The sequence below is a fragment of the Pseudomonas sp. GZD-222 genome (assembly GCF_049310525.1).
In the GTDB taxonomy this organism is placed as follows: domain Bacteria; phylum Pseudomonadota; class Gammaproteobacteria; order Pseudomonadales; family Pseudomonadaceae; genus Aquipseudomonas.
Genome location: NZ_JBMOWO010000044.1, coordinates 39,769 through 64,069, shown reverse-complemented (window position 1 = coordinate 64,069; position 24,301 = coordinate 39,769). Strand labels below are relative to the sequence as shown.

Annotated in this window: 28 protein-coding genes and 1 pseudogene; 16 read left to right on the top strand and 13 right to left on the bottom strand. The window is 61.4% G+C overall.

Translation table 11 applies throughout. The features are described 5' to 3' along the window. Window positions 1-121: 121 nt before the first annotated feature. Window positions 122-385, bottom strand: a complete 264-nt coding sequence (locus ACO6VD_RS07985; protein ID WP_038615819.1) for an accessory factor UbiK family protein — start codon at window positions 383-385, stop codon at window positions 122-124. 370 nt (window positions 386-755) lie between these two features. On the opposite strand from ACO6VD_RS07985, the gene glnK reads away from it, so the two are divergent. The 3 genes from glnK to sutA all read left to right on the top strand — a co-directional run bounded on the left by glnK (window position 756) and on the right by sutA (window position 3,269). Further along, a complete protein-coding gene (glnK, locus tag ACO6VD_RS07980) occupies window positions 756-1,094 on the top strand; it encodes a P-II family nitrogen regulator (protein ID WP_002555808.1) in 339 nt (112 codons plus the stop codon). 41 nt (window positions 1,095-1,135) lie between these two features. Then, the gene (locus ACO6VD_RS07975) at window positions 1,136-2,467 is read left to right on the top strand and encodes an ammonium transporter (protein ID WP_010221118.1); all 1,332 of its coding nucleotides are present in this window, start codon (window positions 1,136-1,138) and stop codon (window positions 2,465-2,467) included. Window positions 2,468-2,942: 475 nt separating this feature from the next. Further along, on the top strand, window positions 2,943-3,269 hold the full coding sequence (sutA, locus tag ACO6VD_RS07970) for a transcriptional regulator SutA (RefSeq protein WP_038615813.1): 327 nt from the start codon (window positions 2,943-2,945) through the stop codon (window positions 3,267-3,269). Window positions 3,270-3,332: 63 nt separating this feature from the next. Here the strand turns inward: sutA and ACO6VD_RS07965 are convergent, their stop codons facing one another. Genes ACO6VD_RS07965 through lptM form a run of 6 tightly spaced genes read right to left on the bottom strand, consistent with a single transcriptional unit; the run spans window position 3,333 to window position 7,904 of the window. Beyond that, a complete protein-coding gene (locus ACO6VD_RS07965; RefSeq protein WP_422418170.1) occupies window positions 3,333-4,028 on the bottom strand; it encodes an HAD family hydrolase in 696 nt (231 codons plus the stop codon). Next, window positions 4,025-4,924 (bottom strand): tyrosine recombinase XerC, encoded by a 900-nt coding sequence (gene xerC / locus ACO6VD_RS07960; protein ID WP_422418168.1) that lies wholly within the window; start codon window positions 4,922-4,924, stop codon window positions 4,025-4,027. Before xerC ends, ACO6VD_RS07965 begins: the two co-directional genes overlap by 4 nt. Then, entirely contained in the window at window positions 4,924-5,661 is a 738-nt protein-coding gene (locus ACO6VD_RS07955) for a DUF484 family protein (protein ID WP_422418166.1), read from the bottom strand. The genes xerC and ACO6VD_RS07955 overlap by 1 nt, the downstream gene beginning before the upstream one ends. Before the next feature lie 13 nt (window positions 5,662-5,674). Next, window positions 5,675-6,505, bottom strand: coding sequence for a diaminopimelate epimerase (gene dapF / locus ACO6VD_RS07950; protein WP_400171793.1), 831 nt, complete (start codon window positions 6,503-6,505; stop codon window positions 5,675-5,677). Between the two features lie 4 nt (window positions 6,506-6,509). After that, window positions 6,510-7,757, bottom strand: coding sequence for a diaminopimelate decarboxylase (gene lysA, locus ACO6VD_RS07945; RefSeq protein ID WP_422418164.1), 1,248 nt, complete (start codon window positions 7,755-7,757; stop codon window positions 6,510-6,512). Window positions 7,758-7,766: 9 nt separating this feature from the next. After that, complete coding sequence (gene lptM / locus ACO6VD_RS07940) at window positions 7,767-7,904, bottom strand: LPS translocon maturation chaperone LptM (RefSeq protein WP_010221125.1); 138 nt, start codon at window positions 7,902-7,904, stop codon at window positions 7,767-7,769. A 192-nt stretch (window positions 7,905-8,096) separates the two neighbouring features. Here lptM and cyaY point away from each other — a divergent pair, with 192 nt between their 5' ends. The 3 genes from cyaY to rnk all read left to right on the top strand — a co-directional run bounded on the left by cyaY (window position 8,097) and on the right by rnk (window position 9,205). Then, window positions 8,097-8,429 (top strand): iron donor protein CyaY, encoded by a 333-nt coding sequence (cyaY, locus tag ACO6VD_RS07935; protein WP_400171791.1) that lies wholly within the window; start codon window positions 8,097-8,099, stop codon window positions 8,427-8,429. A gap of 1 nt (window position 8,430) precedes the next feature. Continuing rightward, the gene (locus ACO6VD_RS07930; protein ID WP_422418161.1) at window positions 8,431-8,652 is read left to right on the top strand and encodes a DUF1289 domain-containing protein; all 222 of its coding nucleotides are present in this window, start codon (window positions 8,431-8,433) and stop codon (window positions 8,650-8,652) included. A 133-nt stretch (window positions 8,653-8,785) separates the two neighbouring features. Continuing rightward, window positions 8,786-9,205 carry a nucleoside diphosphate kinase regulator gene (gene rnk / locus ACO6VD_RS07925; protein ID WP_157194640.1) on the top strand — a complete coding sequence of 140 codons (420 nt, stop codon included), beginning with the start codon at window positions 8,786-8,788 and terminating at the stop codon, window positions 9,203-9,205. Window positions 9,206-9,208: 3 nt separating this feature from the next. Here the strand turns inward: rnk and ACO6VD_RS07920 are convergent, their stop codons facing one another. From ACO6VD_RS07920 to ACO6VD_RS07910, 3 genes are all read right to left on the bottom strand, one after another. After that, window positions 9,209-12,058, bottom strand: coding sequence for a class I adenylate cyclase (locus tag ACO6VD_RS07920; protein ID WP_422418159.1), 2,850 nt, complete (start codon window positions 12,056-12,058; stop codon window positions 9,209-9,211). Between the two features lie 163 nt (window positions 12,059-12,221). Further along, window positions 12,222-12,467, bottom strand: a complete 246-nt coding sequence (locus ACO6VD_RS07915) for a TIGR02647 family protein (RefSeq protein ID WP_422418158.1) — start codon at window positions 12,465-12,467, stop codon at window positions 12,222-12,224. Between the two features lie 84 nt (window positions 12,468-12,551). Then, window positions 12,552-12,836, bottom strand: coding sequence for a hypothetical protein (locus ACO6VD_RS07910; protein ID WP_045181455.1), 285 nt, complete (start codon window positions 12,834-12,836; stop codon window positions 12,552-12,554). A gap of 147 nt (window positions 12,837-12,983) precedes the next feature. Here ACO6VD_RS07910 and ACO6VD_RS07905 point away from each other — a divergent pair, with 147 nt between their 5' ends. Further along, window positions 12,984-13,646 carry a glutathione S-transferase family protein gene (locus ACO6VD_RS07905; protein WP_422418156.1) on the top strand — a complete coding sequence of 221 codons (663 nt, stop codon included), beginning with the start codon at window positions 12,984-12,986 and terminating at the stop codon, window positions 13,644-13,646. Between the two features lie 52 nt (window positions 13,647-13,698). On the opposite strand, the gene argH is transcribed toward ACO6VD_RS07905, so the two are convergent. Next, entirely contained in the window at window positions 13,699-15,093 is a 1,395-nt protein-coding gene (gene argH / locus ACO6VD_RS07900) for an argininosuccinate lyase (RefSeq protein ID WP_422418153.1), read from the bottom strand. A 219-nt stretch (window positions 15,094-15,312) separates the two neighbouring features. Here argH and ACO6VD_RS07895 point away from each other — a divergent pair. The 8 genes and pseudogenes from ACO6VD_RS07895 to ACO6VD_RS07860 all read left to right on the top strand — a co-directional run. Beyond that, window positions 15,313-15,420, top strand: a pseudogene (locus tag ACO6VD_RS07895) (sensor histidine kinase); the annotation flags it as partial. Further along, a complete protein-coding gene (locus ACO6VD_RS07890) occupies window positions 15,417-16,163 on the top strand; it encodes a LytR/AlgR family response regulator transcription factor (RefSeq protein ID WP_400171783.1) in 747 nt (248 codons plus the stop codon). The pseudogene ACO6VD_RS07895 and the gene ACO6VD_RS07890, both read left to right, overlap by 4 nt. 118 nt (window positions 16,164-16,281) lie before the next feature. Next, window positions 16,282-17,223 carry a hydroxymethylbilane synthase gene (gene hemC / locus ACO6VD_RS07885; protein WP_422418150.1) on the top strand — a complete coding sequence of 314 codons (942 nt, stop codon included), beginning with the start codon at window positions 16,282-16,284 and terminating at the stop codon, window positions 17,221-17,223. Next, on the top strand, window positions 17,220-17,987 hold the full coding sequence (locus tag ACO6VD_RS07880) for a uroporphyrinogen-III synthase (RefSeq protein ID WP_422418148.1): 768 nt from the start codon (window positions 17,220-17,222) through the stop codon (window positions 17,985-17,987). Before hemC ends, ACO6VD_RS07880 begins: the two co-directional genes overlap by 4 nt. Window positions 17,988-18,032: 45 nt before the next feature. Beyond that, window positions 18,033-19,127: a uroporphyrinogen-III C-methyltransferase gene (locus ACO6VD_RS07875; protein WP_422418146.1), complete on the top strand. Its 1,095-nt coding sequence runs from the start codon at window positions 18,033-18,035 to the stop codon at window positions 19,125-19,127. Then, window positions 19,124-20,362 carry a heme biosynthesis protein HemY gene (locus tag ACO6VD_RS07870; RefSeq protein WP_422418144.1) on the top strand — a complete coding sequence of 413 codons (1,239 nt, stop codon included), beginning with the start codon at window positions 19,124-19,126 and terminating at the stop codon, window positions 20,360-20,362. The genes ACO6VD_RS07875 and ACO6VD_RS07870 overlap by 4 nt, the downstream gene beginning before the upstream one ends. 216 nt (window positions 20,363-20,578) lie before the next feature. Then, on the top strand, window positions 20,579-21,097 hold the full coding sequence (locus ACO6VD_RS07865; RefSeq protein ID WP_422418142.1) for a disulfide bond formation protein B: 519 nt from the start codon (window positions 20,579-20,581) through the stop codon (window positions 21,095-21,097). Window positions 21,098-21,320: 223 nt separating this feature from the next. Further along, window positions 21,321-21,791, top strand: coding sequence for an Rsd/AlgQ family anti-sigma factor (locus ACO6VD_RS07860; RefSeq protein ID WP_038615765.1), 471 nt, complete (start codon window positions 21,321-21,323; stop codon window positions 21,789-21,791). 16 nt (window positions 21,792-21,807) lie between these two features. Here the strand turns inward: ACO6VD_RS07860 and ACO6VD_RS07855 are convergent, their stop codons facing one another. Next, window positions 21,808-22,473 carry an FKBP-type peptidyl-prolyl cis-trans isomerase gene (locus tag ACO6VD_RS07855; RefSeq protein WP_422418139.1) on the bottom strand — a complete coding sequence of 222 codons (666 nt, stop codon included), beginning with the start codon at window positions 22,471-22,473 and terminating at the stop codon, window positions 21,808-21,810. A gap of 226 nt (window positions 22,474-22,699) precedes the next feature. On the opposite strand from ACO6VD_RS07855, the gene ACO6VD_RS07850 reads away from it, so the two are divergent. Then, window positions 22,700-23,800, top strand: a complete 1,101-nt coding sequence (locus ACO6VD_RS07850) for an AlgP family protein (protein ID WP_422418137.1) — start codon at window positions 22,700-22,702, stop codon at window positions 23,798-23,800. Here ACO6VD_RS07850 and ACO6VD_RS07845 read toward each other — a convergent pair. Next, the gene (locus ACO6VD_RS07845; protein ID WP_422418135.1) at window positions 23,776-24,258 is read right to left on the bottom strand and encodes a TIGR02444 family protein; all 483 of its coding nucleotides are present in this window, start codon (window positions 24,256-24,258) and stop codon (window positions 23,776-23,778) included. The genes ACO6VD_RS07850 and ACO6VD_RS07845 overlap by 25 nt on opposite strands. Between the last annotated feature and the right edge of the window lie 43 nt (window positions 24,259-24,301).

Sequence of the window (24,301 nt, the reverse complement as noted above, 5' to 3'; positions counted from 1 at the left end):
GGGGGGGGGGGGGGGGGGGGGGGGGGGGGGGGGGGGGAGGGAGGGGGTGCTTGCCCCGCGATGCGATGTGACTGAGCGTCTGCAATCGCGGGGCAAGCCCGCTCCCACCGGAGGTGGTGTTTTATTCGGCGGCGGGCGGATTCAGGCGCGCTTCCATTTCTGCAACCTTGGCTTCCAGCGCTTCAAGACGAGCGCGGGTGCGGGCCAATACCACCATCTGGCTGTCGAATTCTTCCCGGCTGACCAGTTCCAGTTTGCTGAACCCACTTTGCAGCAGGGCTTTGAACTGGCTTTCGAGTTCGGCACGAGGTTGCGAGGTGTCGCCGCTGAACAGACGCGAGGCTTGGTCGCTCAGGGCATCGAGAAAGGCTTTGGGCGCGAGCATGTTCGGCTATCCGCTGTATCCAAGAGGGGCGCCAGTGTAGCACGCAGTTTTACCTGCCTTGAGCTGCACGCTTTTTGCGCATCGCGGTGAATCGTCACGCACTGTAATTGTGCAGTGAAACGGTGCTGGCGACTGGCCAAGCATCGGTGATCAACGCAAGTGCCTGTAATTGGGAGATTTAGCGGATCTGGCAAGGTTTCTGCTAAGACCTTGGTGACCCATGCACTGATGCAGTCACCGTGACGAAGCGGGTGCAGGTGGAGCATCACGCGGTTTCGGTCGACGACGCGTTACAAAGCCAGGCGCTGCGCTTAGACTTGAGTCGGGTTTGTTTTCCTGGGGCAAGTCCACCAATTCGGGAGAGAGTTTCATGAAGCTAGTCACTGCCATCATCAAGCCGTTCAAGTTGGACGACGTGCGCGAGTCGCTGTCTGAAATCGGCGTGCAGGGTATTACTGTCACGGAAGTCAAAGGCTTCGGTCGGCAGAAGGGCCACACCGAGCTGTATCGCGGTGCTGAGTATGTGGTTGATTTCCTGCCCAAGGTGAAGATCGACGTCGCCATCGACGACAAGGATCTGGACCGGGTCATCGAAGCGATCACCAAGGCTGCCAACACCGGCAAGATCGGTGACGGGAAAATTTTCGTGGTCAATCTGGAGCAGGCGATTCGCATCCGTACCGGCGAAACCGATACCGACGCGATCTAAAAAAAGCCTCACCAAACCCCAACGCCCCAGGAGATAACAACATGACTCTGCGTCAATTCGCAGGGCTAGGAGCCCTTTTGTCCCTCGTAATGCCTGGCCTGGCCCTGGCAGAGGAGGCAGCCCCCGTACTCAACTCCGGCGACACCGCCTGGATGTTGACCGCTACAGCCCTGGTGCTGTTCATGACCATCCCCGGTCTTGCCCTGTTCTACGGCGGGATGGTGCGTTCCAAGAACGTACTCTCGGTAATGATGCAGTGCTTTGCGATCACCGGCCTGATCAGCGTTCTGTGGGTGGTTTACGGCTATAGCCTGGCGTTCGATACCACCGGTATGGAGCAAGGTGTAGTCAACTTCAATTCCTTCGTCGGTGGCCTGTCCAAAGCCTTCCTGGCTGGCGTGACGCCTGCGAGCCTGACCTCTTCGGCGGCGCTGTTCCCTGAAGCGGTATTCATCACCTTCCAGATGACCTTCGCGATCATCACCCCGGCGCTGATTGTCGGTGCCTTTGCCGAGCGCATGAAGTTTTCGGCAATGCTGATCTTCATGGCCATCTGGTTCACCCTGGTCTACGCGCCGATTGCGCATATGGTCTGGAGCGGCAACGGTGGCCTGATGTGGGACTGGGGCGTACTCGATTTCGCCGGCGGCACCGTGGTGCACATCAACGCCGGTATCGCAGGTCTGGTCGCCTGCCTGGTGCTGGGCAAGCGTAAAGGTTTCCCGACCACGCCGATGGCGCCGCACAACCTCGGTTACACCCTGATGGGCGCGGCCATGCTGTGGATCGGCTGGTTCGGTTTCAACGCCGGCTCCGCTGCGGCTGCCAATGGTACGGCGGGCATGGCCATGCTGGTGACCCAGATCGCTACGGCCGCCGCCGCCCTGGGCTGGATGTTCGCCGAATGGCTGACTCACGGTAAGCCGAGCGCTCTGGGCATCGCTTCCGGTGTGGTCGCAGGCCTGGTCGCCATCACCCCGGCTGCCGGCACGGTCGGCCCGATGGGCGCCCTGGTGATCGGCTTGGTGGCCGGTGTGATCTGCTACTTCTGCGCAACCAGCCTCAAGCGCAAGCTCGGCTACGACGACTCCCTGGACGCCTTCGGCGTGCACGGCATCGGCGGTATCGTCGGTGCGATCCTCACTGGCGTGTTCGCAGCCCCTGCACTGGGTGGCTTCGGCACCGTCGAAGACATCGGCGCACAAGTCTGGATTCAGGCCAAGGGCGTCGGCTTTACCGTGATCTATACCGCGATCGTCACCTACGTGATTCTCAAGGTGCTGGATCTGGTGATGGGCCTGCGGGTTAACGAAGAAGAAGAGTCGGTCGGTCTCGACCTGGCGCAACACAACGAGCGTGGCTACAACCTGTAACTGCCTCGAAAAATCTTGCCCGGCTTGCCGGGCATTTTTTTTGCCTGCAGTTTGTCGGTTTCTGGTAGCGCAAACGGTTTCGCTCGGCGCTTTTGCCGTCTCTTTTTCAGCTGGCCGCATGTAGGCAGAAAACTTACAGACCAGAGTGCTAGTTAGGCACTTTGCTTTTTCTCTGAGCACGCTAGAATGCGCGCCGAAGGGAGCTGACAAGCTGTCCGCAAACTTCGCTACCCTTTGCTAGGCTTGCCAATGAGCAGGCTGATCACGCCAGGGTAGGCCGACGATTCACTATCGGCAGCTCTTTAATTTCGTCAGGCCCTGCCAAGAGCGGGACCTGCACGGTGGTCGCCAGGTTTTCTGGCGCGCACCCGAGGTGGCGGCAAACCCGCGACCCATTGAATTTTTCCGGCGGCTGTCGATTTACGGCGCTGCTGGTCTATAACTAATCTGCTTTTCGCAAGTCATGAGGTAGAACATGAGCGACGACGATCTGGAAAATGACGACCTCGAAGTAGGCGACGAAGACGAAGGTGATGAAGGCCTCGAAGCGGCAGCCGATGATGTGGCTGACGACAGTGGCGACGACAGCCCGGTACCTGTTGCCAAGGGCAAGTCCAAGTCGGCAGCTGTCTCGGTAGACGAGATGCCGAGCATGGAAGCCAAGCAGAAGGAGCGTGATGCACTGGCCAAGGCCATGGAAGAGTTCCTCTCCCGTGGTGGCAAGGTGCAGGAAGTGGAGGCCAACGTGGTCGCCGATCCGCCCAAGAAGCCGGACAACAAGTACGGTAGCCGCCCTATCTGAGTGGTTTCGTCAGCAAGAAAGCCCGCCGTCGCTGCGGGCTTTTTTGTGGGTGAGATTTGTCAGTCAGCCCCAGCTGTGGAGCAGTTCGGGCAATTGCGACAGACGCTGGATTTCGGCGTCGGGACGGTTGTCGGACTCCCAGGCTTTGCCCTGCGGGTTGAACCAGATCGCCCGCAGACCCGCACGCTGGGCCCCGGCAATATCATCGCCGGGATGATCGCCGATATGCACCGCTGCGTGAGCTTCGACCTCACCTTGGCGCAGTGCTTCAAGGAAGGGCTGCGGGTCGGGCTTGCCGATCCCCAGGTCCTCGGCGCACAGGGCAAACTTGAAGTAGTCGGCCAGCCCCAGGCGGCGCACATCGGCATTGCCGTTGGTGACCACGCCGAGGGTATAGCTGTGGCGCAGAATCTCCAGCACCGGCTGGACCTCGGGGAAGATGTCGACTTTGTGGCGCGCGTGGAGGAACACCTCGAAGCCTTCGTTGGCAAGCTCCCGGGCTTTGTTCTCGCTGTAGCCGACGTCCTCGAGGGCGCGGAACAGCACGCGGCGGCGCAGGGCGCTGATGCGGTGCTTGAGCCCGGGTTCGGCCTGCACCAGGCGTTCGCGGATGGCGTACAGGTGCTCCACCGGTACCGCGCCAAGGTCCGGCGCATTGGCGGCCAGCCAGTCACGCAAAATAGCTTCGGCGCTGACAATCACCGGTGCGGTGTCCCACAGTGTGTCGTCCAGATCAAAGGTGATCAGCTTGATACTCATGAATCGCTGCCCTTACTGCGTTTGGCCCGAGGATGGGCGCTGTCATAGACGGCGGCCAAGTGCTGGAAATCAAGATGAGTGTAGATCTGCGTAGTGGCGATGTCGGCGTGGCCAAGCATTTCTTGTACGGCGCGCAGGTCCTGGGACGATTCCAGCAGGTGGCTGGCGAAGGAGTGCCGCAACATGTGCGGGTGCAGGTTCTGCCCCAGCTCCCGTGCCCCGGCAGCCTGTACACGCAGCTGGATGGCGCGCGGGCCCAGGCGGCGGCCCTGGCGGCTGACGAACACCGCGTTATCCTCCGGGGCACTGATGCCCCGGAGCGCGAGCCATTGCTCGAGAGCTTCGCGGGCCTTGCGGCCAACCGGCAGTACTCGGGTCTTACTGCCTTTGCCGTGCACCTGGACCAAACCTGCGGGCAGATCGAGCTGGTCGGTATTGAGGCTGGTCAGTTCCGACAGGCGCAGGCCGGAGGAGTAAAACAGCTCGAGCATGGCCTGGTCGCGGCGGGCGAGAAAGTCGTCTTCAACCGCACCTTCGAGCAACTGCAAGGCGCGGTCGGTATCGAGGGTTTTCGGCAGGCGTCGCTCACCCTTGGGCGCCGACAGGCCATTGGCCGGATCATGGCTGCACAGCCCTTCGCGGTTGAGGTAACGGTAGAAACCACGCACCGCCGAGAGCAGCCGCGCCAGGCTGCGGGACGACTGCCCCTGGTGATGCTGGCGGGCGATGAACTGACGCAGGTGCTGGATCTGCAGGGCATTCCAGCTGTCGATACCGGATTTGGTGCAGTACGCCAGGACATTGTCGAGGTCGCGGCGGTAGGCCAGCTGGGTGTGCTCGGACACCTGGCGTTCATTGCGCAGGTGCGCACTGAAAGCCTGCAGCTGGCGTTCCATCAGCGTACCGGGCGCAGAGTCTGGGTAAAGCGTGGCACCACGCGGCCGAGCACTTCGGCGATGTAGCCGAGGAACAGGGTACCTACGGTGCTCTTGTAGTGCTGAGGGTCGCGGCTGGCGATGGCCAATACACCGTGCAAACCCTGGTGATTCAGGGTGGCAACGGCAGTGGAGCCGACTTCCTTGCGCTGTTCTTCACCGAACAGAAAGTCCAGCTCATGGTCGCGCAGGTTGCCGCTGACCGTCTTGCCGCTGCACAGCAGGCCACCGATGGCTTGCTGGGCGTCGGCACTATTGACCCAGCGCCCAACCGGAGCTGCGCTTTCGCCAAACAGAATCAGGCTGACGAAGGGCACCTTGAACTCCTGGCGCAGGCTGTCTTCGACGGCCATGACCACGCTTTCCAGGCTGTCGGCATCGAGCAGGTCGAGAATCAGGCGGCGGGTCTTGTCGAACAGCCGATCGTTGTCACGGGCCACGTCCATCAACTGCGAGAGGCGGTGGCGCATCTCGATGTTGCGATCGCGCAGCAGCTTGAGCTGGCGCTCCACCAGCGAAACGCTATCGCCGCGCTGATGGGGAATGTGCAGTTCGCTGAGCAGATCGTCGTGTTCCGCAAAGAACGTCGGGTTGTCACGCAGGTAGGCAACCACGGCCTCAGCCCCGAAGGCGGGCGTCGAGCCCTCGGCGCTAAGGTCGGTGGGCTGTTCGGCGGGAGCCTGGGGCTGATCGGTCATGGTTGGCACTCACTCATAGACGAACCTGTCCTTCAAAGACGCGTACGGCCGGGCCGGTCATCAGCACCGGCTTGCCCGGGCCGCCCCATTCGATGGACAGGCGCCCACCGGGAAGGTCGATCAGCAGTGGCGAGTCCATCCAGCCCTGGCTGATTGCGGCGACGGCAGCTGCGCAAGCGCCGGTGCCGCAAGCCTGGGTTTCCCCAGCGCCGCGTTCCCAGACGCGCAGTTGTGCGCGGTGGCGGTCGATGACCTGGATGAAGCCGACGTTGACCCGCTGCGGGAAACGCGGATGGTGCTCGATCTGCGGGCCCAGCTCATGCACCGGGGCGCTGTTGATGTCGTTGACGCGCAGCACCGCATGGGGGTTGCCCATCGACACGGCGGCCAGTTCGACCTGCTGCCCGGCCACTTCCAGCGGATAGCTCAGGGCCTGGGCCGGGGCATCGAACGGGATGTCTGCCGGCACCAGGCGTGGTGGGCCCATGTCGACGCAGATCTGTCCGTCGTTGCGCACGTCCAGCTCGATGATGCCGCCTTTGGTTTCGACGCGGATACGCTTTTTCGTGGTCAGGCGCTTGTCCAGCACGAAGCGCGCAAAGCAGCGCGCACCGTTGCCACACTGCTCGACTTCGGAACCGTCGGCGTTGAAGATCCGATAGCGGAAATCCACCTCCGGGCTGCTCGGTGCTTCGACGATCAGCAACTGGTCGAAACCGATACCGGTGTGGCGATCACCCCATTGTTTGGCGTGCTTGGGCAGGATGTGCGCATGCTGGCTGACCAGGTCAAGGACCATGAAGTCATTGCCCAGTCCGTGCATTTTGGTAAAACGCAGCAGCATGGGCTTACTCCGGCAGCAGGCTTTCGCCAGCGAACAACTCGGCCACGGTTTCCCGGCGGCGCACTTCGAACGCCTGGTCAGCATCGACCAGCACTTCGGCGCAGCGACCACGGGTGTTGTAGTTCGAGCTCATGACAAAACCATAGGCGCCTGCCGAGTGCACCGCCAGCAAATCGCCTTCGGCCAGGTTGAGCGTGCGCTCCTTGGCCAGGAAATCACCGGTTTCGCAGATCGGTCCGACCACGTCGTAGGTACGTCCTTCACCGGCGCGCGGTTGCACGGCAGTGACATTCATCCAGGCCTGGTACAGGGCCGGACGGATCAGGTCGTTCATGGCCGCATCGACGATGGCGAAGTCTTTATGTTCGGTGTGCTTGAGGTATTCGACGCGGGTCAGCAGGACACCGGCATTGGCCACGATATAGCGGCCCGGCTCGAACACCAGCGCCAGGTCGCGCTCGCCGAGGCGTTCGCGAATGGCCTTGATGTAGTCGCCAGCCAGCGGCGGCTCTTCGTCACGGTAGCGCACGCCGACACCGCCACCCAGGTCCAGGTGACGCAGATGGATGCCACAGTCGCCCAGGCGGTCGATCAGCGCCAGCAGGCGGTCAAGGGCGTCGAGGAAGGGCTCCAGGGTGGTCAGTTGCGAACCGATGTGGCAATCGACACCGACCACTTCCAGGTTTGGCAGCTGGGCGGCGCGGATGTAGACCTCTTCGGCATCGGCGATGGCGATACCGAACTTGTTCTCTTTCAGACCCGTGGAAATGTATGGGTGGGTGCCGGCGTCGACGTCCGGGTTGACCCGCAGCGAAATCGGCGCGCGCAGGCCCATTTCGGCGGCAACCACTTGCAGGCGCTCGAGCTCGTCGGTGGACTCGACGTTGAAGCAGTGCACGCCGACTTCCAGGGCACGGCGCATGTCTTCACGGGTCTTGCCGACACCGGAGAAGACCACGCGGTCGGCACGTCCGCCAGCGGCCAGAACACGTTCCAGCTCACCGCCGGAAACGATGTCGAAACCTGCGCCCAGACGGGCCAGCAGATTCAGCACGCCGAGGTTGGAGTTGGCTTTGACGGCAAAACACACCAGGTGCGAAACACCCTGCAAAGCATCGGCATAGCTACGGTACTGGGCCTCGATATGGGCGCGCGAGTAGACATAGGTTGGCGTGCCGAAACGTTCGGCGATGGCCGACAGGGCCACGCCTTCCGCGAACAGTTCACCGTCGCGGTAGTTGAAAGCGTCCATGGGTTACCCTTACTGATGCTTGTGCGATTGCGACTTTTGACCGTCTTTGCTGTCGTCTGGCAGGTACAGCGGGCCCTTCTGGCCACAGGCGGAAACAAGGCAGGCAACCGCGACGAGCGCCGCGAGGGTGGAGATCAGGCGCTTCATGGCGTAATCCTTTGTAATAAGCAGTATTGCGCCCGAGTATACCGAGCACCTGGCGCCTTGCCTATGCGGGCGGCCCGCCGTCGGGCGGGGGGCTGCCGCGGCCAGGTGGCGGGCGTTATCCTTTGCATTCGGCGCGCGGCGCTCGTATCTTGCCCGGCTTGCGTGTGTGCAGACATTTTTGAGGTTCTTGCAATGAGTTTGACCGAAGCGCGTTTTCACGACCTGGTCGACGCGACCCAACAGGCCCTGGAAGACCTGTTCGATGAGACGGACCTGGATCTGGACATGGAGAACTCGGCAGGGGTCCTGACCATCAAGTTCGACAACGGCAGCCAGCTGATCTTCAGCCGCCAGGAGCCGCTGCGCCAGCTGTGGCTGGCCGACAAGTCCGGTGGTTTCCACTTCGACTACGACGAGCAGAGCGGCAAGTGGACCTGCGAAAAAACCGAAGAGTTGCTCGGCGAGATGCTTGAGCGCATCGTCTGGGATCGCATCGGCGAAAAGCTCGACTTCGAAGAGATCTGAGATGAGCGACACGCCAAAGCCGGCCAAGCCGCTCTACAGCAATGTCAGCCCGGCGGTGCCATCGCCTTGCATCAGCACCTGCCGGCTGGATGAGCACAAGGTCTGCGTTGGCTGTTTTCGCCATGTCGAAGACATTCGCCAGTGGCGTTCGGCCGATGACCAGCAGCGTCGGCAGATCTGCCAGGAAGCTCAGGCTCGCCGGCAGCTGGCAGGGTCGGACTAAACCCTTCAGGTATTGTGTATTTACTTGGCTGTGGTAGTGTCGAACGTACTTCGGCTGTGCCGAATTCCTGCAAACCCCGCCCTTGGGCGGGGTTTTGCTTTATATCGCTCAAAAAAAGGAGTCTGACTGGATCATGAGCACCAAGCCTTCCATTATCGTCACCCGATTGGACGTTCAGCGTCTCGAGCGTCTGATCGACAGCCTCGATGAGAAGACGCAGGATTCTCCGGGTGTGCTCGCCTTGCAGGACGAGCTGGACCGCGCCGAGCAGGTCGGTCACGAGGAAGTTCCGGCCGGTGTCGTGACCATGAACTCCCGGGTTCATTGCCGCGAAGAAGCCAGCGGCAAGGACTACCACCTGACTCTGGTCTACCCGAAGGATGCCAACGCCGACGAAGGCAAAATCTCCATCCTCGCGCCGGTTGGCAGCGCGCTGCTGGGCCTGTCGGTGGGCGCCAAAATTGATTGGTCACTCCCGGGCGGCAAGACCCTGAAGCTTGAGCTGCTGGCGGTCGAGTATCAGCCAGAGGCTGCGGGCGACTTCGACCTCTAAGCCTCAAACCTGCGCCAGGGCCTTGTTGAGCGCCCGCTCCAGCTCGCCCTTGTAGCGCAGGTAGAGAATGCTCGAGCCCAGGCCGTCAGCCAGTAGGCCGGACAGGTCCAGATCGGTGATGTAGCAACGGTAGCGCTCGACTTCGCGGCGCTGCTCGATGATCTCGCGGGCGACCACGGTGTACAGCTGGTCGCCGTGCTCGAGCTGGGAAAACTCCCGCTGATTGCAGTACAGCGTGACCTGCACGTCATCGCTGGCGCCTGCCTGCAGAATCGCCTGCACTTCGTAGTAGGGCTTGTTGATGGCCTTGCTCTCGACCTGCCGCGCTTCCACCTGGCGGACCTTGCCTGGGCCTGATGGTAATAATTGGTAATAAAGAATGTCCAGCGATCCTTGGGCGTGCAGACTGTCCAGTGGCAAGCGTGCTTCACGGCGGAAAACGATCGACTGCATGAAGCGCTGCAACGGCAACAGCAGACTGTTTTCATCGTGGTAGGGCAGGCGTTGTTGCCATAGCGCGTTGTGCTCATCCAGTACGTAGACATCCGCCCAGGCATCCTGCAGCCGATAGAACAGCTGAATGCATTGCGGCTGCCCCAAGGGCAAGACCTGAGCCAGGTCCAGCTCCTGCAAGGCGTTGGCGTCCAGGTGCAGGGGGCTGTAGTCGCTACGTTCTTCGCTGAGATAGCGCAGGACCGCCTCCTGATCATCAAGCGTGATCAGGTTCACCGCACCGGCCTGCAGCTCCAGTACGTGGGTGTGTTGCTGGACCTGCAACAGGTAGCGATGGTTGAGGTTCTGCGCCAACAGGACCTGGGCGCTGGTGAATACCTCTTCGACCCGCAGGGCGATGGCCTGGGCCCGGTTGTGGCAGAAGCATCGTACCCGCAGGTTGGGCCGGTGCCGGGCGCTACCGAGGCTGTTAAGGTAGTCGCGCAGGCAGCGCAGCAAGGCATGTTCACCCTCGTAGCGATGGACCTGCACCTCGTTCCAGCTGTTGAGGGTGACCTGGTCCAGTGTCAGCACCAGGTTCTCGCGCACACCGGCATAGCTCAGCGAGTCGGTGCGCTCGGTGGTCATCAGAATATTCAGGTCGCGATGGTGCTGCAGCGGGTCGACGCCGACGTTGACCAGCAAGAGGATCTCGTCGGCCACGCTTGGCTGCAGCAGGCGCTGCTCGCTGACTGTTTGCAGGGGCAGGGCGACGCTTTGTTGCAAATTCCCGAGCAGGTTGAACAGCTCGTACTCGCTCAGGTCGCTGCTGCCTGGGTGCAAGGCCAGGCGTGTAGTGCTGTCGATCACGCCGTTGCGGTGAGCCCAGGTCAGCAGTTCGAGCAACTCGCGACTGCGTTTGATCGGGGCGAAGTGTTCCCACTCGTGAACGCCAAGGTTGCCGTTATACAAGCCCCAGTGCACTTGTCCGGGTTCTTTGCGGTTGGGTGACTGGACCAGGGTCAGGGTGTCTTCGGCCAGATCCGGGGCTATCCCCGGGTTGATGAATTCGACTTTGCCGGCACGGCGCTCGAATGCGGCATACAGGCGCCGCCCGAGGACGCTGAGGTCGCGTTGGTCGATGCGGCTGGTAACGTTCTGGCCGCGGGCGAACTGGCAGAGGAAGCGGTAGCTGTAGTTGAGCTCGGCCACCAACTCCCGGCGCTCGACAGCCACCTGGCGCACTTTCCACTGGCTACGGCTGTCGAGCAGGACCAGTTGGCGTTCGTCCCAGCCCCATTCCTGGCTCAGCCGCTGCAGCAGGTTGCGCTGCCAGCTGGCGCTGCGCTGGCGGGGCAGGCCACTGAGTTTTTTGTTCACTTTCAGGTACAGGCTGCGGCGCACCAGTTCCAGGCGTTGGTGTTCGCCACGGCCTAGCAGGTACTGCTCGATGCGCCGGTAGACCATCATGTAGGGATCGAGCGCGTCGAGGTCGAGGTGGTTGGCGAACACTGCCTGCTTGAATTGCAGGCTCAGGCACTGCACTTGCGGGTGTTCGCTGGCATACACCTCGGTCAACAGCAGCTTGAGTACTGACTTGTAAGGTGACTCGATGCCCTTGAACAACTGCCAGAGCCCGGCGCCGACGAACTCACCGGGCGGTATATGCGCCAGATGACCGAGGTCGAGGTGGTCCTCGGCGCGTACGAAACGTTTGGATAGCAGGGTTTCGATGTAATGGTGGTAGCGCGGCTCTTCGTAGACCGGCACCAACCACCACAGCGGTGTACGCCCTGCGAGCCAGATAGCGGTGCGGTAGAACTCGTCGAGTAGCAGGTAGTGCTGGGTTGTGCCGCAGTCGTCGGAGCTCAGTTGGCCGTCGCGTTCACCTTTGACGAAGTTTGTTGGCTCGATCAGAAACAAGTGAGCTTCGGCACCCTGGCCTGCGGCCCAGATTTCCAGGAGCTGACACTTTTTGCGCAGCTCATCCCGTTCACTGTCACTCAGGTCGGCGGTATGGCACACCCAGACATCCATGTCGCTCTGCTCGGCCTGGGCAAACGTGCCCAGGCTGCCCATCAGGAACAGCCCTTGAATCGGCTGCGGCGGGTTGCCACGGCGGGCCTTGTAGGAGAAAGAACGCGTCAGGCGCTGGGCTTCGGCCAACAGCTGGGCATCGGGTTCGAAATTGGCTACACCCGCTGGCGTGGATCCGGAAACGTAACCGGGCAGCAGGGGATGGTTAACGTGCAAGAACAGCGGCAGCAGAGTCAGCACTTGTTGCTGGCGGCTCGACAACCCTTCCATGGCCCGCGCCAGACGGCCCTGGTTGAGCGTCAGAAAGCGCGTGCGCAGCTGGCTGAGCACCTTGCGGTCGATGCCCTGGTCAAGGTCCGGGCGGATTTCGTGGGGGTGGTTCATTGCGAGCTAAAACCGGCCGTCTGGGGGAAGCTGTGGCGAGTTTAAGCGCTAATTTAATTTTGACGCCATTTTATTAGCGTTGAATGCAGCGCGGGGCAAGCCCGCTCCCACGGGTGGTGATTAACCCTGTGAGAGCGGGCTTGCCCCGCGATGATCAGTGTTCTCAGGCTGGCTGGGTGACTTTCAGGATGGTCAGCAGTTGCTGTGCGTGCTCCGCAGCATCATGCCCCAGGCTGGTCAGGTAGCCGCCATCGGGCTGGTCGGTCAGTTGCTTGTCGTACAGGCGCTTGGCTGCGGCGATGACCTCAGGGGCAGCAGTGTTATGGACCTTGATACCTTCCTGGTTACTACCCAGGTTGAACAAGGCAAGGACTTCCAGCTCGGCAATCAGATCGGGGGTAAACGACATAGAAACTCCGACTTCCAGACAAGGAGGGTAGCACCGTCGCCGGTGCCTGGTTTTGCAGTGTAGTCAGGGAATTCCTGCTTTGCTTCAGTCCTTTTCAGGCGGCAGCTCAGGCAGGGCGCGCAGGGCGGTTTCGTACCACTGGGTGTTGAACGCACGGTCTTCTTCGAGCATCGCGTCGATCTCGTAGGCCAGGACGTGGGCCATGAGGTTGAGGATGTCTTCGCGCTCGTAACCTACCAGCGTCAGTTTGTTGAACGTGGCTTTGGCCGCCGGCGGATTATCGCTTTCGATCTGGTTCTCGATCGCTTCGATCAGGGTGGACTCGGCGAACTCTTCTTCGTCGTTGTCGATATCGGTTGGCTCGCTCATCGGCGAATCTCCTCTGAAGGGGTGCCCAGTTTGCCATGAGCAAAGCGCCGATGCCTTGCTATCGACAAACTCCATGATGCTGGTCAGTGCCCTGCATTTGAGTCTATAACTTCCCGGCCAACCCCTTTACGGCCTGGAGGCTGTTTCATGCTTAAGCTTTATGGATTTGCCGTCAGCAACTACTACAACATGGTCAAGCTGGCGTTGCTGGAAAAGGGTGTACCGTTTGAAGAGGTTCCGTTTTTCGGCGGCCAGAGCCCGGAGGCACTGAAAAAGAGCCCACGCGGCAAGGTACCGACGCTTGAAACCGAGCATGGCTTTCTTAGCGAAACCAACCTGATCCTCGATTACATCGAGCAGACCCAGCCGGGCAAGGCGCTGTTGCCTGAAGGGATTTTCGCCCGGGCCAAGGTGCACGAGCTGGCCAAGGAGATTGAGCTGTACATCGAGTTGCCGGCCCGCGCCTGCTTCCCCGAAGCGTTCTTTGGCGCCCAGGTAGACCAGGCCATCAAGGACAAGGCCAAGGTCGAGCTGCTGGCAGGTATTGCCACGCTCAAGCGCAACGGCAAATTTAGCCCGTATGTAGCCGGCGACAGCCTGACCATCGCTGATGTGATGTTCTGCTTCAGCGTCGACCTGGCGTATGCGGTGGGCAAGAAGGTATTCGGCATCGATGTACTGGAAGACTTCCCACAAGCGCGCGAGCTGCTTGAGCGCTTCAAGAACAACCCGAATGTGCAGAAGATCATGGCAGACAAGGAAGCGCAGATGCCTGCGTTCCTCGAAATGGTGCGTAGCGGTAAGCGTTGACCGCTGATGCGGCAGGCTCGCGGCAGGACGCCGGCGAGCCTGGGCGCAGGGCTTAGCGGCTGGCCAGCAGGGCTTTGCCGCGGACTACAGCGGCCCGAACCTGGGCCGGGGCAGTACCGCCGATGTGGTTACGGGCATTGACCGAACCTTCAAGGGTGAGCACGGCGAACACGTCCTGCTCGATCTGGTCGCTGAACTGACGCAGTTCTTCCAGGCTCATTTCGGCCAGGTCCTTGCCGGTATCGACACCGTACTTGACCGCGTGGCCAACGATTTCGTGGCAATCACGGAACGGCAGGCCACGACGTACCAGGTAATCAGCCAGGTCGGTCGCGGTGGAGAAACCACGCAGGGCGGCTTCACGCATGATCGCGTGGCGCGGTTTGATCGCCGGGATCATGTCGGCAAAGGCACGCAGCGAGTCGCGCAGGGTGTCGGCGGCATCGAACAGCGGCTCTTTGTCTTCCTGGTTGTCCTTGTTGTAGGCCAGCGGCTGGCCTTTCATCAGGGTCAACAGGCCGGTCAGGGCGCCAAACACGCGGCCGGTCTTGCCGCGAACCAGCTCCGGAACGTCCGGGTTCTTCTTTTGCGGCATGATCGAGCTGCCGGTGCAGAAGCGGTCAGGCAGGTCGATGAACTGGAACTGGGCGCTGGTCCACAGCACCAGCTCTTCGGAGAAGCGCGACAGGTGCATCATCGCCACACTGGCGGCGGCGCAGAATTCAATCGCGAAATCGCGGTCGGAGACACCGTCCAGCGAGTTGCCGCCGACGGCTTCGAAGCCCAGCAGCTGGCAGGTCAGCTCGCGATCGATCGGGTAGGTGGTACCCGCCAGCGCGGCGCTGCCCAGAGGCATGCGGTTGGTGCGCTTGCGGCAATCGACCAGGCGCTCATAGTCGCGGCTGAGCATCTCGAACCAGGCCAGCAGGTGGTGCCCGAAGGTCACTGGCTGTGCAGTTTGCAGGTGGGTGAAGCCGGGCATGATGGTCTCGGCTTCGCGCTCGGCCTGCTCCAGCAACCCCTGCTGCAGGCGGGTGATTTCGGCCAGGATCAGGTCGATCTCGTCACGCAGCCACAGGCGGATGTCGGTGGCGACCTGATCGTTGCGGCTGCGGCCGGTGTGCAGCTTTTTACCGGTGATGCCGATGCGGTCGGTCAGGCGTGCTTCGATGTTCATGTGCACGTCTTCAAGGTCGACGCGCCAGTCGAAATTGCCGGCCTCGATCTCGGCCTGGATGGTGTTCAGGCCATCGATGATGGTGTCGCGCTCGGCGTCGGTGAGCACGCCGACCTTCGCCAGCATGGTGGCGTGGGCGATCGAACCCATGATGTCGTGGCGGTACAGGCGCTGGTCAAAATTGACGGAGGCGGTGAAACGGGCGACGAAGGCGTCGACGGGCTCACTGAAGCGGCCGCCCCAGGACTGATTGGTCTTGTCGGTGCTCATGGATTCACTCGTTGAAGGCGTGAACGGAAAAGTGGCGACGATGATAGCAGGGTTGAGGCCCGTGCCGCAGGACGGCGGTCGGCGCAAATGCGTGATTATGTCGCGGCAGAGGCCGACGACAGCTCGCGCATAACAGGATATTTATCGAATGAACGGCAGCGTTCCGGCAACCGTCTACAGTTGGACAGAGGCTCGGCATGTTTCCTGCCGAACCAGTGAATCTTTAGCCATCGTGCGAGTCTGAGCGTGGATCGCCGTGACGGTCGTCACCTCACCTGTCTACGCTACCCTTGTGCGAGACTCACGCAGGAATCCAGCGCAATATGAATGTCCTGATCGTTGATGACGAACCCCAAGCCCGGGAACGCCTGAGCCGACTGCTTGGCGAACTCGGGGGCTATACAGTGCTGGAGCCCAGCGCCACCAATGGCGAAGAGGCTCTGGCCCTGATTGACAGCCTCAAACCCGAGGTAGTCCTGCTCGACATCCGCATGCCGGGCCTGGACGGACTCCAGGTCGCTGCCCGCCTGTGTGAGCGCGAAGCCCCGCCTGCCGTGGTGTTCTGTACCGGTGATGACGAATTCACCGTAGAGTCCTTCACGGAAAGCACCCTGGGCTACGTGCTCAAGCCGGTGACGGCAGACGCCCTGCGAGAAGCGTTGAGAAAGGCCGAGCGTCCCAGTCGGGTACAGCTGGCGGCACTGACACGCCCGGCCGCCGAGAGCGGCAGCGGGCCACGCAGCCATATCAGTGCCCGAACCCGCAAGGGTATCGAGCTGATTCCGCTGGACCAGGTGATTTACTTCATCGCCGACCACAAATACGTGACCCTGCGCCATGAGGGCGGCGAAGTGCTGCTCGATGAGCCACTCAAGGCACTGGAAGACGAGTTTGGTGAGCGTTTTGTGCGTATTCACCGCAATGCCCTGGTCGCGCGCAATCGCATCGAGCGTCTGCAGCGCACGCCGCTCGGGCATTTTCAGCTGTTTCTCAAGGGGCTCAATGGTGACGCGCTGATTGTCAGTCGCAGGCATGTAGCCGGCGTGCGCAAGATGATGCAGCAGCTTTAGGCAAGGATTGGAGAATATTCCTACCAAGGATGGTTCATTTCTCCTATGACATAGATCTGCAAGCGGGTAGGACTGAACTGGTATCATCCGTTTCATCTATCTTTGTACGGATCGATCCATGTCCACTCGTGAAATCCGCATTGCCACGCGTAAAAGTGCCCTTGCCCTGTGGCAGACCGAATACGTCAAAGCCCGCCTGGAGCAGGCCCACCCCGGGCTGCTGGTGACTCTGGTGCCTATGGTCAGCCGCGGCGACAAGCTGCTCGACTCGCCACTGTCGAAGATTGGCGGCAAGGGCCTGTTCGTCAAGGAGCTGGAAACCGCGCTGCTGGAAAACCAGGCCGACATCGCCGTGCACTCGATGAAAGATGTGCCGATGGACTTTCCCGAAGGCCTGGGCCTGTACTGCATCTGCGAGCGCGAAGACCCGCGTGACGCCTTTGTTTCCAACACCTTCAAGAGCCTCGACGACCTGCCCGCCGGCAGTGTTGTAGGCACCTCAAGCCTGCGCCGCCAGGCCCAGCTGCTGACCCGTCGCCCGGACCTCGAGATCCGTTTCCTGCGTGGCAACGTCAATACCCGCCTGGCCAAACTCGATGCCGGTGAGTACGACGCAATCATCCTCGCCGCCGCCGGCCTGATCCGTCTCGGCTTCGAAGATCGCATTACTTCCGGCATCAGTGTCGATGACAGCTTGCCCGCCGGTGGCCAGGGCGCGGTGGGTATCGAGTGCCGCAGCGCTGACAGCGAGATCCATGCGCTGCTGGCGCCTTTGCACCATCAGGACACCGCTGACCGGGTGACTGCCGAGCGGGCGCTGAACAAGCACCTCAACGGTGGTTGCCAGGTACCGATTGCCTGTTACGCCGTGCTCGAAGGTGACCAGTTGTGGCTGCGCGGCCTGGTGGGCGAACCCAGCGGTGGCAAGCTGCTGACCGCTCAAGCCCGCGCGCCGCGTAGCGATGCTGAAGCCTTGGGCGTTCAGGTTGCCGAAGACCTGCTCAAGCAAGGCGCCGAGGACATCCTCAAAGCCGTTTATGGCGAGGCCGGTCACCCGTGAGCAACTGGCGCCTGCTCCTGACACGGCCGGCGGAAGAATGCGTCGCGCTGGCGCAGGTACTGGCTGAGCAAGGGGTTGTCAGCAGCAGTTTGCCGCTGCTCGAAATCGAGGCCATGAGCCTTGATGAGCCGCAGCTCGGCGTGTTGCGCGCGTTTGATCGTTACGCTGCGATTATTGTGGTCAGCAAGCCGGCTGCTCGCCTTGGGCTGGCTGCATTGTCCCGTTACTGGCCGCAGCTGCCTCGGCCCGCCTGGTTTACGGTAGGCGCGGCTTCTGCGCAGGTCCTCCAGGACCATGGTTGCCAGGTCAGCTTTCCAGCGGCTGGCGACGACAGTGAAGCACTGCTGCAACTGCCAGCGCTGCAGCAGGCCGTTGCCGGCCCGGCGCCGCGGGTTTTGATCATGCGCGGTGAAGGAGGGCGCGAACTGCTCGCCGAGCGTCTCACCGAGCAAGGTGCTAGTGTCGATTATCTGGAACTCTACCGTCGCTGCCTGCCGGTCTACCCGCACGGAACTCTGTCTGCGCGTGTTTCCGGGGAACGCCTGAACGGCCTGGTGGTCAGCAGTGGGCAGGGTTTTGAACACCTGCGGCAACTGGCCGGGGAGGACTGGCCGCAGCTGGCGCAACTGCCGCTGTTTGTGCCGAGCCCGCGTGTTGCCGCGCAAGCCCGGGATGCCGGGGCACAGAATGTAGTGGACTGCCGCGGCGCCAGCGCCGCGGCGTTGTTGGCAGCCCTGCAGCAATTGCCTGCACCTGCCCTCTGAAGCGCTAAGCTGATTGGCGATAAGCCCAATGCAAAGGATGGATACGTGAGCGAAACTGTCTTGCCCAACGATGATCTGCAATCCACGCCAGAAGCGGCTGAACCCTCTGCCACCCCACCGGGTAAACGTTCGGGCAATGGCCTTGCAATCCTGGCCTTGCTGCTCGGCGCTGCGGGGGTTGCCGTCGGCGGTTGGGGCGTCTGGCAGGTACGTCAGCTTCAAGGTGCCGAACAAGGCCAGGGTCAATACCTGCAAGCCCTGGGCGAAAAGACGCAGGCACTGCAACTGCGAGAGCAGCAGATGTCGACGCAACTGGCGGCGTTGCCAGCAGCCTCTGAACTCGAAGACCGCCGTCGTCTGGTGGCGCAATTGCAGGGCGATCAGCAACGCCTCAATCAGCGTTTGGAAACCGTCCTGGGTGCCAGCCGCAAGGACTGGCGCCTGGCTGAAGCCGAACACTTGCTGCGTTTGGCCAGTCTGCGCTTGTCTGCTTTGCAGGACATCGTCAGCGCTCGTGCGCTGGTTCAGGGTGCCGATGACATCCTGCGCGAGCAAAGCGACCCGGGCGCCTTTGCCGCCCGTGAACAGCTGGCCAAGAGTCTGGCAACCCTCAACGGCGTTCAGCAACCGGACCGTACCGGCTTGTTCCTGAAACTGGCGGCCCAGCGTGAACTGGTGCAGCAGCTCAGTGCCGTATCGCCGGTGTTCAACAGCGACGCCGATGCCCTGGGCGCCTTGACCGCCGATGGTGATGGCGCCAGTCGCTGGTCGCAATGGTGGGCGGAGATGTCCAAGTACTTCCAGATTGATTTCAACGCCGACGAAAACGTTCGCCCATTGCTTGCCGGGCAGTCGCTCAATCAACTGCGCCTGGCACTGAGCCTGACCATCGAGCAGGCCCAGTGGGCAGCGCTCAACGGCGAAGCAAAGGTCTACACCCAGGCGCTGGATGATGCGCGCAGCGTTTTGCTGGCCAACTTCAATCCTGACAACCCGCAGAGCAAGGCCATGCTCGACAGCCTCAACGCATTGGCCGAGGAGCCGGTGTCCGTCGTGGTCCCGGACCTCGCGGACAGCCTCAGCGCGGTACAGGCGTACCTTGAGCGCCGGCACCAGCCGGTCGAGGAGGCCAAGCCATGAAGCGCGTCTACCTGTTGGCGGTTGTGGCCATTGCGGCCGCTGCCGCACTCGGGATCGCGATCGCCAAGCACAGCGGCTATGTGCTGATTTCCTACGGCAGCTTTCGCTATCAATCGGGCCTCTGGGCGGCGCTGGCGGTACTGGCCGGCATCATCCTGGCCGTACTGCTGGTGCGCTACCTGGTCAAGTTGGTGCTGACCTCCAGCGGCGTGGTCAATCCCTGGTCGCGGCGCAACCGCAGTCGTCGAACCCAGCTGGCAATCGAGCAGGGTCAGCTGGACCTCGCCGAGGGGCGCTGGGCCAGCGCTCAGCGCCACCTGCAGCGCGCCGCCGAGGCGGAGCGTCAACCGTTGCTGTACTACCTCGGCGCCGCACGTGCCGCGAACGAACTGGGTCGCACCGAAGAGCGTGACAACCTGCTCGAACGCGCTCTGGAGCGTCAGCCGCAAGCGGAACTGGCGATTGCCTTGAGTCACGCACAGCTACAGATGGACCACGGTGAGAGCGATGCGGCACTGGTAACTCTGCAGGCCATGCAGGAGCGCCATCCACATAACGCTCAGGTGCTGCGCTTGCTGCAGCGGCTGTACCGCGAGCGTGGCGACTGGTCGGCGCTGATCCGCTTGTTGCCCGAGCTGCGCAAGGACAAGGTTTTGCCCGCCGCGGAACTGGCGGAGCTGGAGCGTCGGGCCTGGGGCGAAAACCTCAGCCTGGCCGCCAGCCGTGAAGGTGAAGAACAGAGTGGCCGTCAGTCTCTGGAGCGGGCCTGGCAGCAACTGACGGCCGCCCAACGCCAGGAACCGCAGTTGGTACTGGCATATGCCGAACAACTGCGCCAGCTAGGGGCGGAGAGTGAAGCCGAAGAGGTCCTGCGTACAGCGCTAAAGCGCCAGTACGAGAGCCACTTGGCACGGCTCTATGGCTTGGTGCGCGGCACAGACCCGGCGCGTCAGTTGCAGACTGCCGAAGGCTGGTTGAAGCAGCACAGCGATGACCCTGGCCTGCTGCTAACCCTGGGGCGGTTGAGCCTGCAGAACCGTCTGTGGGGCAAGGCGCGTGATTATCTGGAAAGCAGCTTGCGCCTGCAGCGCAATCCCGAAGCCTGCGCCGAACTGGCGCGGCTGTTGGCCGGGCTGGGTGACACCGAGCGCAGCAACCAGTTGTTTCAGGAGGGCTTGGGCCTGCTTGACGAGCGCCTGCTGGCGTTGCCCTTGCCAGAGGCTGTTCGAGCTTGACGTACCCTTGGGCTTGCGCTGATCCGCGAGCCCAAGCCTTCGACGAAAACACCTACAAACCTCTACGTCCCCGCCTGACAACAACTGAATACATTTCTTGTCGTTCCCGCGAGCATTCCTTTTGCAGTCAACGACTTATCCTATTTGTCGCGCCTTGAAACAAGCTGCGGCTATCCACTACCGTTGAAGCCTGTCTATCTCGATTCCGGAACTCTCATGCCGTTGGCCCGCTTGCGTTCAATGTTCCTTCCGGCCTTGCTGGCGTCGGTGCTGATGCTCGCCACCGCGTTCTATCTTGAATGGGGTATGGCACTGGCCCCTTGTCCGTTGTGCTACAGCCAACGGCTGTTTCTGGGTGGCTTTGCACTGGTCTGCCTGTGTGCGGTGGTCCATGCCCCCGGCTACCAAGGCACACGCATCTACGCAGCGCTGGCGCTGCTGTGCGCCACGGGTGGCGCGTTGCTTGCGGCCAGACATGTGTGGCTGCAAGGCACTCCACCCTTGCACATTGGCTGCCAGCCATCGATGGGCTATTTCGCCGAACACCTGCCGCTTGGCCAGTTGCTCGAGATCATGGTGCTCGGCAGTCCTGAATGCATGCCCATCAACTGGAGTTTTCTCGACCTGACGGTTCCTGAGTGGAGCTTGCTGTCATTTGTGCTGTTGGCAGCGCTACTTTTCTTTCGCCTGTTCGTACAAAGGCATTCGCTCCTCCGTCATCCAGGCAAAAACTGAAGCGCTCGATTTCAGGTGCAAACGACCGGCGGCAAGATCGAGTGGGATTAAACACTTGTATGAACTTTGTCGTCTGCGTACCTTGAAGCCAAGGGCGCACGGGAATAATCTCCCTGCACGCATACCGAAAACACAGCTGCTCGATGCCGTCTGCTGATTTCACCATTGCTGCGCACACTTGCGAGCGGGAGCAGGCGCATGACCCAGAAGGGAAGAGATCGCCATGCTAGATAGTTGTCAGAATGCTCAGGAACGCTGGGGTGGGGTTCACAAGCTCATTGACCGCTGGTTGGATGAGCGTGCAGAGCTGGTAACGGCCTTTCGTGAGTTGCGCGATGCCAAGCCGGCATTTGCCGACAAGGACAAGAGTCGAGACTTCTGTGCAGTGCTGATCGATTATGTCTCAGCCTGGCATTTTGAAGTGAGCGAGCAACTGGTCAGCGAAGCCAAAGCGTTTGGTGATACGCGAGGACTGGAGCTGGCCAAGCAGATCAGCCCGCGTATTGATGCGACCACCGAAATTGCCTCGGCTTTCAACGATCATTGCGATAAGGGTGATTGCAACGACCCCGAGCGCTTCGCGAAGAAATTGACCGAGCTCGGCAGCTTGCTGCATGAACGCTTCGAACTCGAAGACTGCTTGATCGAAGTGCTGCACAACGCGCACAGCGAAGAGGGCGCGGTACAGGCCTGATGGGTGTGCCGACGCTTCAGTCGGCAACCCCAAGCAACTCGATCTCGAACACCAGTGGCGTATAGGGCGCAATCAAGTCGCCCGCGCCTTCAGCCCCGTACGCTTGTGCTGAAGGAATCACCAGTCGCCATTTCGACCCCGTCGCCATTTCTGGCAGCGCCACTTGCCACCCCTCAATCACACTGTCCAGCTTGAACCATTGCGCTTGCTGGTTCTGATCGAAGACCGTGCCGTCGGGCAACTTGCCGACATAACGAACCTGAACTTTGCCATTGCGAGTGGGTTTGTTGCCGGTGCCTTTCACCTGTTCAGTCACCAGAACGCCTGCGGCTAATTCGCGCACACCTGCGTGGCTTCGCTCGGCAGCCATGAAGCGTTTTTCCGCAGTCAGTAGCTGTTCACTTTGCGCCTGTAGCGCTGCTTCATTGGCACGGTTTTCATGTTCGCTCAGTAGTGCCGCCATGCGCTCCTTGCTCAAGCTCAGTGGCTTGTTCTGATAGGCCTGACGTAGTCCCTCAAGCAAGGCTTCCAATTGCAGGTCGGGTACTTCTGTACGCAGACGTTCCCCCAGGCTTGCGCCCAGGCTGTAAGCCAGGTCGTGATCATTTGTCGGGGTATCGGCGGGCGCTGCCAAGAGCGATGCCGGCAATAGAAAAACAGCTAACACTAGATAGCGCGACACTGGCGTACTCCTGCTTCAGCGGAAATAAAGTATGCCAGCCTTGCTCTGCGACTTCGTGTAAATATCAGCAACACGTTGTGAAGCATCTACACTTGTTTCCAGCTGCAGCGATAAGAACTTTGCCCAGGCATGCAACGCGGCGCCTTCAATACTGTCAACATGCCCTAGCGGCGGTAGCAGCAGAAGCATAGTATGAGCCGCACTCTCGTCAGCCAGGAGGTAAACCATGTCGGCCAATAAGAAGCCAGTAAGTACGCCGTTGCACCTGCTCCAGCAACTCTCGGGCAGCCTGCTCGATCATTTGGAAAATGCCTGCTCGCAAGCGCTGGCTGATGCTGAAAAACTGCTCGCCAAGTTGGAAAAACAACGCGGCAAGGCACAAGAGAAACTGCATAAATCGCGTCTCAAATTGCAGGATGCAGCCAAGTCCGGAAAAGCCAAAGCACAGGCCAAAGCCAAGTCGGCAGCCGCTGAACTTGAAGAATTGCTCGACTCTCTGAAAGAGCGTCAGTCGCAGACTCGCACCTACATTCTGCAACTCAAGCGCGATGCCCAGGAAAGCCTGAAACTGGCCCAGGGTGTTGGCAAGGTCAAGGAAGCTGCCGCCAAGGCGCTGACTCAACGTGCGGCAAAACCTGCTCCGGCAGCTGCCAAGCCGGTGGCCAAGGCTGCGAGCAAACCCGCCGCCAAACCAGCAGCAAAAGCCCCGGCGCGCAGCACCGCGGCCAAGCCGGCAGCAGCTAAACCTGTAGCGAAAACCGCAGCCGCCAAACCTGCTGCCGCGAAAGCGCCGGCCAAACCTGCGGCGGCAAAACCGGCCGCTAAACCAGCAGCTAAACCTGCGGCAAGAACTGCTGCTGCGAAGCCTGCAGCTAAACCTGCAGCCAAGCCAGCAGCGGCGAAAGCGCCGGCCAAACCTGTGGCAAGAACTGCCGCAGCCAAGCCAGCAGCCAAGCCTTCAGCAGCGAAAGCGTCGGCCAAACCTGCGGCCAAGCCAGCAGCGGCGAAAGCTCCAGCCAAGCCTGCAGCCAAGCCCGCAGCAGCGAAAGCGCCGGCCAAACCTGCGGCCAAGCCAGCAGCGGCAAAAGCTCCAGCCAAACCTGCGGCCAAACCAGTAGCGGCGAAAGCGCCTGCCAAGCCAGCGGCCAAGCCAGCTGCCAAAGCACCGGCCAAACCGGCAGCACAACCAGTTGCAGCCAAGCCTGCTACTGCTCCAGCGCCAACCGCTTCCACGCCAGCACCTGCAGCCACTGCACCGGCCAATCCAGCGCCGACTGCACCTGCATCCTCGGTAACGCCGACTCAGACGCCGTCTTCGGCGTCCTGAGTCGACTGCATCACGGCGCGCAGCGTATGCAGCGCGTCGTGATGTAACCCGGCGTCCTTTGGCGCCAGACATTGCAGCCAGTCCCCCCCAGGCTCAGTGGATGCAACCCAGCCTTCACACACCACTTGCAAGCGCTCCAGCAAGACGCGCTCTGCCTTCAGCTCCAACCCTTTCACCTGTTCACGCAAACTCGCCAACTGCGAATCCTCGGCGGCTGCTTTTCGCCATTGCTGACGCAAGCTGCGTAACGGCTCGATCACCTGCGCCTGCCAGCCTTTGGTGAGGTCGTGCAGTGCTTTTACACGCTGCTCGCTCGGCGCTACACCACGCGTATTGAGCCAGGCTGCGCACAGCAGCAGGCAGACATCGCCGCCTTGATCCTGCCATTGCAGGCAGGCTGTCTCCACGCCTGGGCGGGCATAAAGATTCAGGGCAAAATTCCACAGGTCGGTGTGCATGGTCCCACTCGCGCCAGTTGCCGACGAAGCTGGTAGACTCCGC

Bases quoted from the DNA above. Each gene is read 5' to 3' on its own strand.
- hemC (WP_422418150.1), top strand. From the start codon at position 16,282: ATGTCCACTCGTGAAATCCGCATTGCCACGCGTAAAAGTGCCCTTGCC.
- ACO6VD_RS07905 (WP_422418156.1), top strand. From the start codon at position 12,984: ATGCTTAAGCTTTATGGATTTGCCGTCAGCAACTACTACAACATGGTC.
- ACO6VD_RS07860 (WP_038615765.1), top strand. From the start codon at position 21,321: ATGCTAGATAGTTGTCAGAATGCTCAGGAACGCTGGGGTGGGGTTCAC.
- argH (WP_422418153.1), bottom strand. From the start codon at position 15,093: ATGAGCACCGACAAGACCAATCAGTCCTGGGGCGGCCGCTTCAGTGAG.
- lysA (WP_422418164.1), bottom strand. From the start codon at position 7,757: ATGGACGCTTTCAACTACCGCGACGGTGAACTGTTCGCGGAAGGCGTG.
- ACO6VD_RS07870 (WP_422418144.1), top strand. From the start codon at position 19,124: ATGAAGCGCGTCTACCTGTTGGCGGTTGTGGCCATTGCGGCCGCTGCC.
- ACO6VD_RS07930 (WP_422418161.1), top strand. From the start codon at position 8,431: ATGAGCGACACGCCAAAGCCGGCCAAGCCGCTCTACAGCAATGTCAGC.
- ACO6VD_RS07955 (WP_422418166.1), bottom strand. From the start codon at position 5,661: ATGACCGATCAGCCCCAGGCTCCCGCCGAACAGCCCACCGACCTTAGC.
- cyaY (WP_400171791.1), top strand. From the start codon at position 8,097: ATGAGTTTGACCGAAGCGCGTTTTCACGACCTGGTCGACGCGACCCAA.
- ACO6VD_RS07910 (WP_045181455.1), bottom strand. From the start codon at position 12,836: ATGAGCGAGCCAACCGATATCGACAACGACGAAGAAGAGTTCGCCGAG.
- ACO6VD_RS07890 (WP_400171783.1), top strand. From the start codon at position 15,417: ATGAATGTCCTGATCGTTGATGACGAACCCCAAGCCCGGGAACGCCTG.
- lptM (WP_010221125.1), bottom strand. From the start codon at position 7,904: ATGAAGCGCCTGATCTCCACCCTCGCGGCGCTCGTCGCGGTTGCCTGC.
- dapF (WP_400171793.1), bottom strand. From the start codon at position 6,505: ATGCTGCTGCGTTTTACCAAAATGCACGGACTGGGCAATGACTTCATG.
- ACO6VD_RS07845 (WP_422418135.1), bottom strand. From the start codon at position 24,258: ATGCACACCGACCTGTGGAATTTTGCCCTGAATCTTTATGCCCGCCCA.
- ACO6VD_RS07920 (WP_422418159.1), bottom strand. From the start codon at position 12,058: ATGAACCACCCCCACGAAATCCGCCCGGACCTTGACCAGGGCATCGAC.
- sutA (WP_038615813.1), top strand. From the start codon at position 2,943: ATGAGCGACGACGATCTGGAAAATGACGACCTCGAAGTAGGCGACGAA.
- ACO6VD_RS07915 (WP_422418158.1), bottom strand. From the start codon at position 12,467: ATGTCGTTTACCCCCGATCTGATTGCCGAGCTGGAAGTCCTTGCCTTG.
- ACO6VD_RS07865 (WP_422418142.1), top strand. From the start codon at position 20,579: ATGCCGTTGGCCCGCTTGCGTTCAATGTTCCTTCCGGCCTTGCTGGCG.
- xerC (WP_422418168.1), bottom strand. From the start codon at position 4,924: ATGGAACGCCAGCTGCAGGCTTTCAGTGCGCACCTGCGCAATGAACGC.
- ACO6VD_RS07850 (WP_422418137.1), top strand. From the start codon at position 22,700: ATGTCGGCCAATAAGAAGCCAGTAAGTACGCCGTTGCACCTGCTCCAG.
- ACO6VD_RS07965 (WP_422418170.1), bottom strand. From the start codon at position 4,028: ATGAGTATCAAGCTGATCACCTTTGATCTGGACGACACACTGTGGGAC.
- ACO6VD_RS07985 (WP_038615819.1), bottom strand. From the start codon at position 385: ATGCTCGCGCCCAAAGCCTTTCTCGATGCCCTGAGCGACCAAGCCTCG.
- glnK (WP_002555808.1), top strand. From the start codon at position 756: ATGAAGCTAGTCACTGCCATCATCAAGCCGTTCAAGTTGGACGACGTG.
- ACO6VD_RS07975 (WP_010221118.1), top strand. From the start codon at position 1,136: ATGACTCTGCGTCAATTCGCAGGGCTAGGAGCCCTTTTGTCCCTCGTA.
- rnk (WP_157194640.1), top strand. From the start codon at position 8,786: ATGAGCACCAAGCCTTCCATTATCGTCACCCGATTGGACGTTCAGCGT.